Source organism: Brevibacterium sanguinis, from assembly GCF_039528855.1.
In the GTDB taxonomy this organism is placed as follows: domain Bacteria; phylum Actinomycetota; class Actinomycetes; order Actinomycetales; family Brevibacteriaceae; genus Brevibacterium; species Brevibacterium sanguinis.
Window position 1 is genome coordinate 219,050 of record NZ_BAAAMB010000006.1, and the last position, 15,357, is coordinate 234,406.

The window sequence follows — 15,357 nt, forward strand, 5'->3', positions numbered from 1 at the left end:
GTGTCAGTTCCAGACTCCGCGGGTGTCGTGGACGATCTTCTGCGCGAGCAGAGTGCGATCGATGCGGGCGAACTCGTTGTGGTCGACGAGCAGGAGCACGATGTCGGCTTCTTTCACGGCCTCGTTGAGTTCGGTGAGGGTGACGTTCGCACGTGCCGAGAGGTCAGAGGGCAGGTCATCGATGTTCGGCTCGACTGCCATGATCGTCGCTTCCGGCAGCTCGTCGGAGAGCTGGTTGACGATCTGCCGGGCGGGGCTCTCGCGCAGGTCGTCGATGTTCGGCTTGAAAGCGAGTCCGAGTGCCGCGATCTTCACGTCCGAGATCCGCTTCGCCTGGGGGAGGAGCTTGTCGAGGACGAACTGCGGCTTCGAGTCATTGACCTCGCGCGCGGTCTTGATGAGCGACGAGTGCTCAGGCGTGGTCGCGACGATGAACCACGGGTCGACGGCGATGCAGTGGCCGCCGACGCCGGGACCCGGCTGGAGGATGTTGACGCGCGGGTGATGGTTGGCGAGGTCGATGAGCTCCCAGACATTGATGTCGAGGTTGTCGGCGATCATCGACAGTTCGTTGGCGAACGCGATGTTGACGTCGCGGTAGGCGTTCTCGGTGAGCTTGGACAGCTCTGCCGTGCAGGCATCGGTCATGAGGAACTCGCCCTCACAGAAGAGCTGGTACAGGTCGCGGGCGCGTTCGCCGGCGTTGCCGTTGAGCGTCCCGACGATGCGGTCGTTCGTCCGCAGCTCGATCATGATGCGACCGGGAAGCACGCGTTCGGGGCAGTGCGCGAAGTACACCGACTGCGAGGTGCCCGGCTTGAGAGTGAGATCAGGACGCGCGGCGAGGATCGTGTCGGCGAGGAACTCGGTGGCACCGGGGGGTGACGTCGACTCGAGGATGATGAGCTCGTTGCCTTCGAGGAGCGGGGCGATCTGCTTGCCCGCAGTCTCGATGTAGGAGAGATCCGGCTTGTGACCGTCGGTGAACGGCGTCGGCACCGCGACGATGTAGTTGTCAGCGTGAGGCGTCTCGGTCGTTGCCCGAAGGAATCCCTGCGAGACGACGCCGGCCACGGTAGTCGCCATATCGGGTTCGACGAACGGAACTTTGCCCGCGTTGATGACATCGACATTGTTCTGATTGATGTCGACACCGACGACATCCGCGCCTGTGCTGGCCAGGATCGCTGCAGTCGGCAGGCCGATGTAGCCGAGACCGATGACGGCGACGGAGGGGCGGATGCTGTCTGTGGGCGCGTTCATGAACGGTGACTCCAAGCTGTCGGTGTACGTGACTTTGCATGACGGAATGCAACTTGGTCGCGGACGCGGCGAAATCGATGCAGAGCATTGCTTTCGGGCGAGGGCATCAAATGGTTGCAATTCGACGAAAATCAGGTTCAACCATATCAATGACATAAAGGTGAATATCCAGCGGCGCAGTTGTGAACAGCACCCGTCTGGCCCGAAATCACGGGTCTCCGCGGTGCTATATTGGCTGAGACGTTGCCGCATCCCCGGTGCACGGCAAGTTGGTCTTCGGTCGTAGTGCGATCTTCACGCCCCTGCGACTGACGGCAATTCCCAACGACAATTCGATGATTTTCAGTGGGCTTGATGCCCGAACAGAGGAGTATGCGTGAGCAGTGCCGATTCGGCAGCCCAGCCGACAGTCCTGGTCATCTACGGCACCCGCCCCGAAGCGATCAAGGTCGCACCGCTGGTTCGCGCGATCGAAGCCAGCACCGAGCTTCGGGTTCGCACCCTCGTGACTGCTCAGCATCGGGAAATGCTCGACCAGGTCAATGAGCTTTTCGACATCGTGCCCGACACCGACCTCAACCTGATGGCGCAGGGTCAGACCCTCAACAGCATCGCGGCGCGGGTCATCGCGGAACTTGACGCGGCATTGGATACCGAGCAGCCGGACGCTGTCCTCGTCCAAGGTGATACGACCACTGTGATGGCAGCGGCGATTGCTTCCTTCAATCGGGGAATTCCGGTCATCCACCTCGAAGCCGGGCTGCGTTCGGGCAATCTGCTCAGTCCCTTCCCGGAAGAAGCGAACCGCAAGCTGACCAGTCAGGTCACCAGTCTTCATCTTGCTCCTACCCAGCAATCGCGGGACAACCTCGTCGTCGAGGGAGTTGACTCCGCGAGTGTCGTGGTCACCGGCAACACGGTCATCGACGCACTGCAGATCGCGGTGGACATGAACGTCACTCCAAGCGATCCCGACGTCGCTGACTACGTGCGCACGGAGGGTCCGACACTCCTTGTCACCACCCACCGCCGAGAGAATCTCGGCTCGGCCATGGAGAACATCGGCGATGCCCTTGCTGAGCTCGCCGCGAGCCGCCCCGAACTCACGATCCTGCTCCCCGCTCACCGCAATCCGCTGGTTCGGGAGTCCGTCCTGCCGCGAGTGGCACCGTACTCCAACGTCCTCGTCACCGAGCCGCTGTCGTATGGCGAGTTCACCTCGGTGATGGCAGCGTCCGATGTCGTGCTCACCGACTCGGGCGGCATCCAGGAGGAAGCCCCGAGCCTGGGCAAGCCGGTTCTCGTGATGCGGGAGAACACCGAACGGCCCGAAGCCGTCGAGGCCGGCTCCGTGAGGCTGGTCGGCACCGATCGCGAAAGAATCGTCTCCGAGGTGTCGCGTCTGTTCGATGACCCCGTTGCGTACGAGAGCATGGCGCGTGCAGTGAACCCGTACGGTGACGGCGCTGCTGCCGACCGGTCCGTCGCCGCGATCGCGCAGCTGCTGGGAGTCGGGCAGCGAATCGACGACTTCTCGCCGACTCTGACTCTGACCGTCTGAGCGGCGCAATCTGTGGCCGTTTCGACGCGCACTGTACTTGTCACCCGCATGGGAGTGGGGGTCTTCGATCCCCTCTGGTGGAAGGCAAGGCTCGGTCTGTTCCGCAGCGTCACCGCCGCCAGCGTGGCTGCCATGGGCGACAGAGACCTCGTTTGGGCCGTCCTCGTCGACGCGGACCTGCCGACACCGATACTCAGCGACATCCATGACGTCTTCGACGAACGCGGCCTGTCGGACCGGGTGCGCTTCCATTTCGTGCCCGACCATTCGCATCTCAGCGACGCTGTGCGGCACGCGGTGCGGGCAGAGACTCATCCACGACAACCCATCCATGCACAGCTCCTCGATGACGACGATGCGATCTCTTCACGACTGCACGATTCGCACTTGGCCGCATTCGAGCCGCAGACCCGAGGCGCTCAAGCAGCAACCACCCCGCGCGGCGTCGGTATCGACGCGCCCCGGGGAACGCGCGGTGAACTCGTCTATCCGAGTCACGTGCCCAATACGACATTCTTCGGCAGTGCCGAGGACGTCGGCGATCTCATGCTCTCGTCGCATCGGAAATGGCTGCGCACGGCCGTCCAACGCGGCGGCTTGGCGCACAGCGTGGAGTCAGCCACTGACGATTGGCTCTACCTCTACCACCAGCAGGGCGATGGTGACTACGAGTCCCGAATCGCGGAGTTCGGAGGCGCGATGCGACCATTGGGGCCGTCCGTTCTCGACCCGTTCGGCATCGACCTCGATGACTTCCGCGACAGCGTGCGAGCTCACTCATCCACGCCGCCGACGATGGGCCTGACCTGGCGGCGCACCCAGCCGCAGCAGTATGAGCTGCTCGACCTCCGGAAGCGCGCCCAGGCGATCAAGGGACAATGCGTCCGCATCAATTCGGATATCTTCGGTGATTCGGCGCCATTCTTCTATCTGCGGTCGCCTGTCCCCCGCAGGAGGCGTCCGGTGGGTTCCACCGAGTTCCTCGGCGTTGGCACCCCGGGAACGCGGATCGAACTGTGGCTCAAAGGCAGCCGCGACTTCAAACGGATGGGCACTGCGCAGTGCGACCCGCAGGATGGAACGTGGTCGATCACGCAGAACTTCCGCGCCGCGCGGTGGCAGATCGAGCTGAGGCAGATCGCGCGGGAGACCGTGGTGAACACGCTGTCCTACGTTCTGCACGTGGCCTGAGACACTCGAGACCCAGCGTCAGTGCAGAGCAGGCGCCGCATCAGCTGTTGTCGACGACCTCGCTGAGGATCTCGCCGAGGAGGCTGCGGGACGGCGGCACATGGCCTTCTCCCGCATCGACGAGCATCGGCGCAACGCGGTGACCACCGGGCAGACCGTTCATGAACGGAGTGTAGTGGTTGGTCAAGTGGTCGGCATCGCCGGTGTTCTGCACATAGACGACAGAGTTCTCGAGTGAACCGCTGTAGAGGCTTCTGACCTCTGTCGTCGCAGGGATCTCGGTGATCGTCTCCGCGTCCCAGGCACAGGACAGATAACGTTGGACGCTGGCGGGGACGTAAGCGGAGATGTCGGTCTGCGGATTGACCGGGACGGCGATCGACCCCGGGAACTGCGCCGAATAGTACAGAGAGGCGAACCCGCCGCCTGAGGCACCGAAGAAGATCAACCGATCCGGCTCTCGGACGAACCGGGAGATCAACCGGGCCAGGTCGTCCTGGAGGCGCGGCTGGTGCTTGTTCCCCGCATACCAGCCGAGCTTGAGGCGCGGATCGACATACAGCGAAGGATCGCTGACGAACAGTCTGTTGGCCGGGATGTCTGCAGAGAACGAAGCACCCGAGAACACGGGGTAGCGTTTGACGACCTTGGTGATCGCCGCGTGGAAGAACACGACGGTGGCGTCGCAGCCCCGGTCGTCGTACCTCAGGTCGATAGGCACTCCGCCGACCGTGACACCGTAGGTGCTCGTCGGTGCCGAGACCGGCCCATCGAAAGCATCGATCGAATCGAACTCGTAATGACCTTCAGCGGGAACGCTGCGCGAGACCATCGGTCACCTCTTCTTCTCGGCGCGCAGCCCACCGTCGGGCAACGGGTTCATGCGTCTGTGTCTGCCGGCCTGTTCATCCGGTCCTCGAGGTCGCTCAGCGATTTCCGCACCTTGGTCAGCGCTTCGTCTTCTGCTCGTCTCAGGCCGACCCGGTACAGCGCCGCCAACGCCTGAATTCGCAGTTCGGTGACGTCGAAGTCGTCGACGGGCGGTTGCTGCAGGGCTTCGGAGAGCCACCTGCGGCCTGCAGACCTGTTGGCCTTCACACGGTTGCGCGTGTCCTCGATGGCTTCGACGGCGACGGCAAGCGCGCTTCCGAGTTCAGTGCGCACCGTGTCGATGTCGCGGTCGTCGAGGCGGACAGCGCAATCGGGCAGCCGGAACATATCGAAGAGTCCAGGCATCTTGTGCCCGTGTGTCTCTGAGTACACACCTGCGGCGGGCACTCCCTGAGCGGTGGCCAGGATGACTGCGTGGAACCGTGAGGTCACCAGCGCGTCGACGGTGCCGAGCGCTGTGAGATACTCGCGGAAGCCTGTCGGGTCGATGTACTCGACGCTGTCGTTCCCGAACCTCTCAGTGAGGTGATCCGCGAGCACTCGGGAGATCTCTCTGTCCGATCGGGTCTGCACGATGATGCGGACCGTGCCGCCGTTGTCGATATGGGCTTCGGCTGTGGCGGCGAACAGGGCGAACGCCCGGGACTCGCAGTAGTTCGAATCGCGGAATTTCTGGTGGACGAACGACGTGCGCCGTGATCCTGAGCGCAGACCCATGTCCTCGGGACGGAGGACGATGCCGAGCGTGTCTGTCTCTGTGGGCGACTCGTCGGGGAACCGGAGCCCGGGGACATGAAACCCGGGGTCGGGCAGAACAGGTACGTCGCGTTGTGTGGAGTTCAGTCGTCGAGACTCTGTTTCGCGGAAGGCCGCGGCAGCAGTGCCATCGAGAACGAACTCTTCGATCAAGACCCCGAGCTGTGAGTGGAACGGTCCGATCGTGGCGGGCAGCTGCACGACCGGGAGACCCACAGCTGTGGCCGCAAGCCCCGGAAGGACCCGCCAGACGAGGTCGACGACGTTGTCGCCGGCGGCGGATTCGAAGAGATGCTCGCCGGAGTTGAGCACGACCACGTCATGATCGGTCATCCCGGTGTCCTGCGCGAATCGCCCTGGATCTGCCAGGTAACCGGTGAGCAGATCGATCTCCTCACGGCCGCCCCGTGGCGTGGCGTCGACGGGGACAGTGCGAAGCGAGAGACCCTTGAGCGTGAATGTCGCCCGCCGATAGAAGGCGTCGGACGGCGCGAGGGTGACGGCCGTCGAGGACGCGATGTCGATTCCCGCGCGGCGGAGCGTGTCGACGGCGCCCGCATTGATCGCGAGGTCACCCCAGTTCGATGCCACATGTCCGTAGAACAGCATTGCCTTTGTCACGTGGATCGACTGTCCTCCGATTGAGGTCGGTGAGCATCGGTGTGGTCCGCTCCGCTGAGCAGACCCGAGAGCACCGTGTCGACGATCTCGCCGATTCTGCGCCAGCTTCGGTCGCTCCTCACCCATTGTGCCGCAGCTGCGGTCATCCCGGTGAACGAACCCTGGTCCGTGACCGCTGCGGTGAGCGCCTCAGCAAGTGCGTCGACGTCGCCGGCCGGAATGACGAGACCGCGTTCTCCATGTCCGGCGATCTCGGCGAGCGCGGCGACATCCGAGACGATGACGGTCTTCTTCGCCGCCATCGCTTCGAACGGCTTCAGGGGCGAGACTGCCCTGGTCGCCGGGGTCGCCAGCCGGGGATACGCGCACACATCGATCATCGAGTACAGGCGGCTGACCGCCTCGTGGGGCATGCGGCCGGTGAAGTGGAGGACCGATTCGTCGAGGCCCACCTCTTCGGCAAGTACGCGCAGGCGATCCGACTCCGCCCCGTCTCCGACGAGGACTGCACGGAATTCGACGTTCCTCTCTTTGAGTCGAGCCAGAGCGCGGATGAGAATGTGCAGACCTTCGTACTCGACGAACGAACCGACGTAGCCGATGACAGGAACTGAGGCATCCCACCCCATGTTGGAGAGGAGAGTCTCATCCTTCTCTCGGGCGGAGAACTCATCGATGTCGACGGCATTGGGCAGCAGCTCCACGGGACGTGTCGTGGAGACGCGGGAGCCGATGATGTCCTTCATCGCTTCGGTGAGCGTGACAACGGCATCTGCCCCGCTCAGCACGGCATCCTCCAACCGCACGGTTCGAGCACGTCGGCCCTCCATGAGAGCGGAGTTCGACGCTTCGTAGACCAGCTCCCACATTCCGGAGACTTCGTACAGCACGGGCAGACCGAATCGCTTCGCAGCGATGAGTCCCGGCAGTGCCGAGACGTATGTCGATCTGAGGTGGACCAGGGACGGTCGCTCTCTTCTGATCAGTTCGACATAGTGGTCGACGGACTCCTGCATGTAGGAGTACTCACCGTCCCTGCGCGTGCGGCCGGAGCCGATGCGAACATAGCGCACGCCGTCGTGGTCGAGTGCAGAAGTCGCACCGGGAGAAAGGTGGTTGGTCGCTTCGGGGAACCCAGGACGAGTCGCTGCAACGACCTCGTAACCCTGGGCGCTGATGGCCTTGAGGATGCTGTGGGCCCGGACAGCGTAACCGCCGCTCTGCTCCGGTGCGCTCGCATGGAGGATGGAGAGGACTTTGCCGTCGATCCGCTCGATCTGCTCGGGCTTCTGTGACAGGGCATCGTCTCGCGCGGAGATGAGCTGAGCCGCCGCTGCCGCCTCACGCCGCAGGCGTTCATCGGAGGCCGACCGATGTGACGGTTTGGCGGGCAGGGCCGCGTCTTCGAAGCGTCCGGTGCCGAAATTCGCCCGCAGGAGACGGGCCGCGTGCGCCTTGCTGCGTTGGGATGACGGCACGGCGTGCAGGAGTGCCACGGCTTCCTCGAAGAAACCCGAGGCTCCGAGGTGTCCGGTGAGTCGGGTCTTCAGCTCAGGGCTCGAGTGAGCCGGCTCGCTGAACTTCACCGCTCGAGCGAACCCGCGACCGGCGGACTTCAGCGGCAACAGCTGCGCGAGTTCGGTTCGCATGGAGTCGACGACGGATCCTCGGTGGGGGAGGAGGGCGTCCGAGCGATACAGGGACAGGGCACCGACGGCAGCAGCGATGGTGGCCAGGTCCGCCTCGTTGTCGATGACGAGGTCGTCCGGCTTGCCGGCGAGCAGAAGTTCGCCCCCGCCTGCGGTGATGAGGCCGTAGCCCTCGGTGCGCAAGGGAGCGACCACCACCGGTTCCATCCATTCGAGGTGCCACGGCGCGATGTCGGCGACGAGGTGAGCCGCGTGGATCGGAGACTCGGTGACGAGCACTGGGACGACGGGGAGCAGCTGAATGGTGGTGAGCACCGATCGCAGCGCTTCTTTCGTCTCCGCCCCCGACTGAAGGTGAATGGTGAGCACATCGTGGTGGATTCCGACAGGTTGAGCGTCGAGGCGCTCAAGGAGAGCTCGCAGCCACGGGCTTGATCCATCTGCTGTGTCGGCGTCGACAAATTTCACAGAACCGTCCGCCCCGATGATCAGCGAATAGTTCTGACGTGCGTTCGCAGGCAGTTCAGTCCCGGGCGATACCTGCCTGAGCGCCGTCAGCCTGCGCTTCTGCCACGGCTTGGCGGCGGCGGGAGCGGCGTGGTCGGCGAGGAAACGCGCGGTCCCAGTATGACCTTGAGCTGTGAGGACGTCCGTGACGAAGCGGGCGCGATGCGGCGTTCCTTCGCGAACGGCGCAGCGGAACAGCACTCGGCAGGTGAGATTCGAAGACACCGTGGGGTTCAATGTCGCGCAGATCCGCCTGACTGCTCCGCTCAGATCGTTCGCGTGGTCGGACAGCAGGGCTGCCGACAGTTCGACGGCTTCGACGAGGTCGGTAATGGCAATGCCGTCGTCGGGCAGTGCGGTCGCCCGGGAGTCGACGGCCAGCGTTGGGGATTCACTCGTCACTGTTCACCTCCAACTGGTCGAGGACGCGGTTGATCTCGAGGATCGTCTTCGGTTTCGAAAGAGGATTGTGGCCGCCGGCCTGGTCGACGTACACCGCCACATCAACTCGTGGCGAGGGCGCACGGCCAACGGCGGTGCGCATTCCCTTGATGAGCGCAGGCAATTGGGCGTTCGCGTCGTTTCCGCTGGCGGCGTTGACGAGATATCGGGTTGTCGGGACGTGGCCGAAGGCTGCGAATGCGTGCGCGACTGACGTTCTGTCGGGGAACTCCTCCGATATCTCCGCTGCCGGCTTGCCGTCATAGGTGCTATGGCAGATCGTCCGGACGTTCTGCGGCATGTAGAGCGTCCAGTCGATCTGAGCGTTGTTGACCAAGGACGATGCGCCTTCGTCGCGTGCGGCGACTTGCAGTGCTTGGAATCCTCCGGCGCTGCTTCCGTAATAGAGACGTGACCGACTGGGAACGTCGAGGGCGGCCGCCACGTAGAACGCCGCTTGTGCCAGCGCAGGAATGGCGTAGCCGGTGCCTGAGCCCTGTCCCCATCCGATGGTGATCTGATTGTCGGACCGCAGGGTCGGGTCGGCGAGGAAGAGCACATCGGCAGAGATTTCATCGACCCAGGTGCGGCGTTGGAAGACCTCTGCAGGATCCTTGTCCTCCTGCCGACGGACCGCTCCGTTGAAGGCGATGAGCAGACGACCGGCGGTCTGGTCTCCGCTCCACAGCATTGCGGGGACCGTCACTGTTCCCGCGAGGACGTCGAATCGCTGTAAGCGCCCCGGCCGTCTGGTCAGCGGGTCGCCGACGAGCAGTGTTCCGAGTCGGTCTACAGGATGCTCCGCGGTGGTGTCGCGGTCAGTCATGCGGTCCTGCGTGGAACGTCGCAAGTTCGGGGTCGGTCCACGACGTCTTCCCGTAGAACTTCGTCAGTCGGCGGATCAGCGAGCGGCACTCGCTCTTTTCTTCGGGCGCGACGAATTCGAGCTTCTGCAGGAACCAGCCCTTGACGAAGGGCTCCAATCGCTTCGTGTTGTAGTCGTCGAGCAGACCGATATCACGCAGCCAGGTTGAACGGTCCTCTTCCAGGGGAAGGTATTTCTCGTAGAACCGCGGTCCGATCGCGTTCACTGTGGAGTTCGTGACCGCCGCATAATAGGTGTGAATCACAGTATTGGTGATGCCGATTCGCCGGGCGTGGAAGAGCATCTGCTGGAAGAAGTACGAGTCCTGTCCCACCGCACCGACCGGCTGATAGATGCCCAGACCCTTCAGCCACTGTGCGTCGGCAACGAGCGCCTGAATGCTCATCGGCTGGAACTTCACGCGCGAGAGGGCGTTGTCGGCAAGCACTCCTCCTTCACCGACGACCGGGCGGAGGATTCCTGCGTTCTTCACGGCGACGCGATTGTGCTTGAATCGCATCATGTTTCCTATGGCGAAGTCGTAGCCGTTCTCCTTGACCATGTCGAGGAGAAGAGCAAAGCCGTCATTGCTCTGCTCGTTGTCGGGATCGAGATAGGTCACATAGGGAGTGGTCGCGAGCTCGAGGCCCTTGTTCCTCGGTCGTGAGGCGCTTCCGGAACCGCCCGCAGGGAACCTGTGCACGCGGACATTGGGATATGTCCGATCGAGTTCGCCGAGAATCGCAATGGTTTCGATGTCGGTGGATCCGTCGTCGACGAGGAGGATCTCTGCCCGACTGAAGATCGACGACCGCCGCAGCGATTCGAAGCATTTGAACTTGAGATGCCTGCCGTTGTTGTAGACGGGGACGATGATGGTGATCTCGCGGTCTGTGCTCAGCTCGATGCGATCGGTCGGCGCCTCAGTGAGGTCGGTTGCGACAGACAGGGTGGAGGAAGAGGGGTTGCCGTTGGAACCCAGCGGTGATCCGCCGTGGACCCACCGTGCGCGGAATCGGGAGGATCGATCTTCGTGATCCCTGAACTCGTAGAGGGCCTCGGGTGCGGCGACCGGATGAAGTGAGATCTCGTCAGCGTTGGCGAATTTGAAGGCGTTGACGGCATCCTGCACCAGATTCGGGCCGGCGGCGTTTGCATCGTCGAGTTCGAGCACGATGTCCCCGTCGTCACCGGCACGTCGATGGTCGTCATCCGATCGCAGCTGAGCGATCGGACCGGCAAAGGTCTGAGCCGCGGTGAACTCGGCGAAGGCGCCGTTCTCGAGCCCCTTGACGTACACGGTGTGCTCTGGAGTCGGCGTGGTGATTCCCAGACTCGAGGTGATGGTGTCGATGCGGTCGAACGCGGTGTTCCCGGTGAACGCACTCCGGATGCCTGCAACCTGAGCCTGGCGAATGCTGGTCTCGGTCAGTGCTTCGACAGTCTGCTTCATATCGATCACGCTGTCGGGGATGCAGACATGCGGGTAGAGCGAGTTCACCCCGGCGTTGTAGTTGGACACGATGAACGTGCCCATCGCCTGCAGTTCGATGACGCGATTGGCGAACATGCTCTGACTTGCGATCACCGAATTGAGGTTGATCGCCACCGGCAGCAGTCTCTGCAGTCCAAGCAGCACATCATGGTCGAGCGGTCGGTGCAGATGCGAGATATAGCGTTCGGGGAAGAGGTACCGCTCAGCATTCGCGAATCGCTTGCCGTCGATTTCGAGATTCCGGTCGATGATCGTGAGATCGGCCTTGGCTTCGAGGAGACCGTCGAAGATCTTCTGCGCGGAGGATTTGCGTTCGTGGTACTTGTGGTCCAACCACGATCCTGCGAAGACGAACTCGCGTCCCTGGTGGCGCATGCTGCCCAGCGGATTGTGGTGGACGTAGTTGACGGCGAATGGCAGCACCGAGACCGGAATGTCGGCCTTGAGATAGGCCTGGTACTTCGGCACGCATTCTGCGGCGCTGGTGAACACGTGATCGGCGTACTTCGCCAACGACGCGAACCGCGCGTAGTTCGGAGGGTCCTCCTTCGAGTAGTACGCGACAGGAATGCCGCGCTCGCGGGCGAAGGGGATGACCCCGTTGTCGAGCGCGTTCCGAGAAGGAGACCCGGACAACGACACATGGAACCACTCGTCGTTGAGCCCTCGCCACGCCGATGTGAGGAGAAGAAGGTCGATGTCCTCCATCTGCTCGGCGTACAGATCGGGATGGATCGGGACAAGGTGAGCTGCGTCCTTGAGCGAATCGTAGAGGAACCGGTCGGCGATGATGCCGATGCGGACGTTTCGACGCTGGTCCCAGCGCTGGCCGTGTGGAACAGGGAGACTCTGCGACTCAGCGACGAGCGCTGCGACCTTCTCCTCGACGGGACCTGCGAAATCGGCGTACCGTTCGAGGTACTCTTCGCGTGTTGTCGCCAGATCGAGATAGGGGTGCTGCCCGAGCAGCCCATCGAGGAAGTAGTCGGAGCGGACGTGGTCATGCATCGTCCGATTGCGGGTGCGAACAGCGTTGAGCTGCCGGACTCGCAGGTTGATCTGATCTTGGCGCTTCTTGACCTCTGCACTCTTCATCAGCGAACCCCTGCCGATGTTCCGGCAGAGCCGTTGGGACGCCGGAACCGCCAGTAGGCGCGTTGCAGCCGCATTGCCTTGGACTCGAGGAGTCGCTCAAGTCGCTCGTTCACAGACGCGAGCTTCGTGTCCCGTTGGGCCAGCTGGGTCTTGAGCTTGGTGATCTCCTTGTCGCGCTTGCGAATGCCGCCGAGCAGCTTTGACTCCCGGTCATAGACCGCAAGAAGCTCCTTCACCATGGCGTCGTTCTCCTTCGACGTCTCGTCAACGATGCGAGCAACGTTTCGCCGGACGGTGTCCAGGTCGTCGGATTCACGCGTATCGATCATCTAGTCAGGCTCCAGGTGTCCGTTGTGCACAGTGAGACTTCGGCACACGACGACCAGCGTGCCGCGCAACGGTCGGCACACGCTGCCGAAAGTGAGCGATCCTGGCGCCATCGGCGTCAGGCGGCAACGGGATCCGCATCATGCTGCGTCGTCCACCATGCCTGACGGCTCAAAGTCCCACCGTGAGATTTCACAGTCTCATCGCCACGTTACCGACGGCCAAGTGCGAAATCCGCTGTCTTCACCAACAGTTCACATTGCCCTTGCGAAGTGTTCTGCCGCGTTCACCTGGAATGGGCTGTTCGCAGGTTCGCCTGCGGCCCGTTGGTCAGAAGCAGTAGTGGCCATCGGCGTAGCCGAAGGCGTGGACGTCGCTGTTGGCGAGCAGAAGGCTCTCCTCGACCGACCACGTATGGGCATGGTCTCCGCGGACCTGAACGAAGTTGAAGCGATCTGCAGAGTAGATCCGGGCACCGCGGTCGACCAGTCGACGTTGCAGCTCCGTGTCTTCGCCCAGTGTGCGTTCGGCGAAGGGGTTGTCGAGGAGCGTCGACCGCTTCGCCATCATGGTCGGCCCCATCACGAGATCCGTGTAGCGGTGCTCGCGCTCCGGGAAGCGGAGCATGACGACGTCGTTGCCGCGCAGGTGGAGATAGTGCGCCTGTTTGCCCACCAGATCGGCTGCCGAATAGCGCAGTGCAGCCAGCTGATCCGACAGGTAATGATCGCCGTAGACATCGTCGTCGTCCATCTTGGCGATGACTTCTCCGGAGGCCGCTTCGATTCCCCGGTTGAGGCACACGCCGAGCGGGAGGTCACCGGCGACCTCGACGACCTCGATGTTCTCGATTCCGGCGTCGCGTGCGCGCGCTGCGAGGTCTGCGGGCGGACGGAATCCGTGGGCGACAAGGATGAGCTCCCTGTCCGCATGCTGCTGCCGTGCATGCGTGGCGATGACTGCGCCGAGGTGGTCGGGCCGGTTCGTCGACACCACTGCGGAAACGCTGCTGGAGAACGGAGAGGCATGGGGGATCCCGATCGCATCCATCACGTCCATCGCCCTGTGACTGTATGTGTGCTCGGCCCAGATTCGCCGCTGTGCCAGATGCACCATGCGATCACGCAGCTCCGGGCTGCGGACGAGTGCGCGCAGACTCCATTCGGCTTCCTCTTCCGTCTCCGGTTGGCTCACCTCGGTGGTGGGGAAGAACGCCCGGGTCGCAGCGCTCGGTGTCGACACGACAGGAGTGCCGGCGGCGCTGATCTCGAAGATCCGGCGAGCGCACATGCTCGGAGAGTCGACGACGGAGTTCACATTGAGGAAGACCTTGTAGTGCTTGTAAGCGGTGAGCAGGTTCCGATAGGGGAGTGAGCCCACAACACGTTGCGCCAGCTCTCCGGGGAACTGATAACGGTCATCGTCGCCGAGGAACCGGGAGAAGATCTCCAACCCGTGCTCCATGCGACCCGACACGGTGTCAGCGGCACCGAGCAGCAGATCCATCTGCTCCCGGCGTTCAGGATACTTGTGAGCGAAGTACATCCCCGCGAAGGCGATGTCACGGGCTGCGGAGTTCTTCGCCGGGCGGGCAGGGTTGTGGATCGCAGGCTGCGCCGCGAAGGGCAGAGCGGCGACACGGTCATGGCCCAGATGATCCCGATACCGGGGCACCAGCCGGACATCGCTGGTGAAGACCACGTCGCAGAACTCGGCGAGCGGAAGGAAGTCGTCGAAGTGCGGAGGGTCCTCCTTGTTCCAGAACACAGTGGGAATTCTGCGGCGACGACATTCGGTCAGCAGTTCGAGCACCTCACTGCTCGGCCCGACAGGGCCCGTGAGCTTGTACTTCCACTCACCGGAGTTGCCGCTCCACGCCGATTCGATGAAGACGAAGTCCACATCGTCGAGCTGAGCTCGCCACGACCTGGGAGACAGTGCGACAGTGTTCCACTCGTAGCCGAAGCTCATTGCGGAGAACTCGTCGAGAATGACCCCGACCGTTGTCTCACCGAAGACCGGTAAGCGGGTCGGAACCGGTGCCTCGGGGAACAGTTCGAGGAGTACCTCTGGTGAGAGGCTGCCGGTGACCACGCGGTTCGTTGACTCTGCGGCTCCCTGGACCAGGGTGCGGCGCCGCGCCCAGGTCGCCAGTTGGCTGCGTCCGCCCTTCCGTAGATGCCACAGTGCGGTGCGCAGAGTGCGGAACGGCGTGTTGGCCAAGATGCGGTCGCCTTTCGGTGAAGTCACGGTGAGAATCGGCACAGTCGGAATCGGCAGCGTCACGATGAAGCATTCGGCTGCCGGCCGATCCATGTGGTGTGGACCCAGAATCGGCAGTGTCGAGAGTGAGCGTGTTGCGGTTTCGAGAGCCGAGTCACGAATGCCCTCACTGCCGAGTCACAAATGCCTTCTCGCTCAATAGTACAATCGTGAGGTCGGCCGAAGCCGACCGGTGTCGCGACGGCAAAAACAGCAATGACGGTGGTATGGCAGAGCGATGCGCGCCCATCGAGTGAAATGAGGATTGTGGGAAGCAGGACCGGGCCCGAAGCCTCACGCACCCGTTTTGCCAAGGATCTTCTGGCCGTTGTCCGATCCCTGGCAGACGGCCTGATCTTCGCACTCATCGTCTGCGTGATGGTGCTCTTCCGCTTCGACTTCCATCTCACGTCGCTCAGTCTCGCGGGGATGC

General features: G+C 63.0%; 10 protein-coding genes. 2 read left to right on the plus strand and 8 right to left on the minus strand.

The features are described from left to right. Positions 1-3 precede the first annotated feature (3 nt). A complete protein-coding gene (wecC, locus tag ABD154_RS07790) occupies positions 4-1,263 on the minus strand; it encodes a UDP-N-acetyl-D-mannosamine dehydrogenase (protein WP_344250984.1) in 1,260 nt (419 codons plus the stop codon). Between the two features lie 376 nt (positions 1,264-1,639). On the opposite strand from wecC, the gene wecB reads away from it, so the two are divergent. Continuing rightward, positions 1,640-2,824 (plus strand): non-hydrolyzing UDP-N-acetylglucosamine 2-epimerase, encoded by a 1,185-nt coding sequence (gene wecB / locus ABD154_RS07795; protein ID WP_344250986.1) that lies wholly within the window; start codon positions 1,640-1,642, stop codon positions 2,822-2,824. Between the two features lie 54 nt (positions 2,825-2,878). Further along, positions 2,879-4,015 carry a glycosyltransferase gene (locus ABD154_RS07800; protein ID WP_344250988.1) on the plus strand — a complete coding sequence of 379 codons (1,137 nt, stop codon included), beginning with the start codon at positions 2,879-2,881 and terminating at the stop codon, positions 4,013-4,015. 40 nt (positions 4,016-4,055) lie between these two features. Here the strand turns inward: ABD154_RS07800 and ABD154_RS07805 are convergent, their stop codons facing one another. The 7 genes from ABD154_RS07805 to ABD154_RS07835 form a co-directional block, all read right to left on the minus strand. After that, positions 4,056-4,847, minus strand: a complete 792-nt coding sequence (locus tag ABD154_RS07805; protein ID WP_344250990.1) for a hypothetical protein — start codon at positions 4,845-4,847, stop codon at positions 4,056-4,058. Between the two features lie 47 nt (positions 4,848-4,894). Then, a complete protein-coding gene (locus ABD154_RS07810; RefSeq protein ID WP_344250992.1) occupies positions 4,895-6,283 on the minus strand; it encodes a polysaccharide pyruvyl transferase family protein in 1,389 nt (462 codons plus the stop codon). Next, positions 6,280-8,247 carry a glycosyltransferase family 4 protein gene (locus tag ABD154_RS07815; protein WP_344250994.1) on the minus strand — a complete coding sequence of 656 codons (1,968 nt, stop codon included), beginning with the start codon at positions 8,245-8,247 and terminating at the stop codon, positions 6,280-6,282. Before ABD154_RS07815 ends, ABD154_RS07810 begins: the two co-directional genes overlap by 4 nt. A 583-nt stretch (positions 8,248-8,830) precedes the next feature. Then, on the minus strand, positions 8,831-9,706 hold the full coding sequence (locus tag ABD154_RS07820) for a hypothetical protein (RefSeq protein WP_344250996.1): 876 nt from the start codon (positions 9,704-9,706) through the stop codon (positions 8,831-8,833). After that, positions 9,699-12,335, minus strand: a complete 2,637-nt coding sequence (locus tag ABD154_RS07825) for a glycosyltransferase (RefSeq protein ID WP_344250998.1) — start codon at positions 12,333-12,335, stop codon at positions 9,699-9,701. The genes ABD154_RS07820 and ABD154_RS07825 overlap by 8 nt, the downstream gene beginning before the upstream one ends. Further along, the gene (locus ABD154_RS07830) at positions 12,335-12,664 is read right to left on the minus strand and encodes a hypothetical protein (RefSeq protein WP_344251000.1); all 330 of its coding nucleotides are present in this window, start codon (positions 12,662-12,664) and stop codon (positions 12,335-12,337) included. The genes ABD154_RS07825 and ABD154_RS07830 overlap by 1 nt, the downstream gene beginning before the upstream one ends. A gap of 328 nt (positions 12,665-12,992) precedes the next feature. Then, a complete protein-coding gene (locus ABD154_RS07835; RefSeq protein WP_344251002.1) occupies positions 12,993-14,912 on the minus strand; it encodes a glycosyltransferase family protein in 1,920 nt (639 codons plus the stop codon). Between the last annotated feature and the right edge of the window lie 445 nt (positions 14,913-15,357).

What these genes read in the sequence shown, in the direction of transcription:
- wecC (WP_344250984.1), bottom strand. Translation starts at nt 1,263, where the DNA reads ATGAACGCGCCCACAGACAGCATCCGCCCCTCCGTCGCCGTCATCGGT.
- ABD154_RS07805 (WP_344250990.1), bottom strand. Translation starts at nt 4,847, where the DNA reads ATGGTCTCGCGCAGCGTTCCCGCTGAAGGTCATTACGAGTTCGATTCG.
- ABD154_RS07820 (WP_344250996.1), bottom strand. Translation starts at nt 9,706, where the DNA reads ATGACTGACCGCGACACCACCGCGGAGCATCCTGTAGACCGACTCGGA.
- ABD154_RS07825 (WP_344250998.1), bottom strand. Translation starts at nt 12,335, where the DNA reads ATGAAGAGTGCAGAGGTCAAGAAGCGCCAAGATCAGATCAACCTGCGA.
- ABD154_RS07830 (WP_344251000.1), bottom strand. Translation starts at nt 12,664, where the DNA reads ATGATCGATACGCGTGAATCCGACGACCTGGACACCGTCCGGCGAAAC.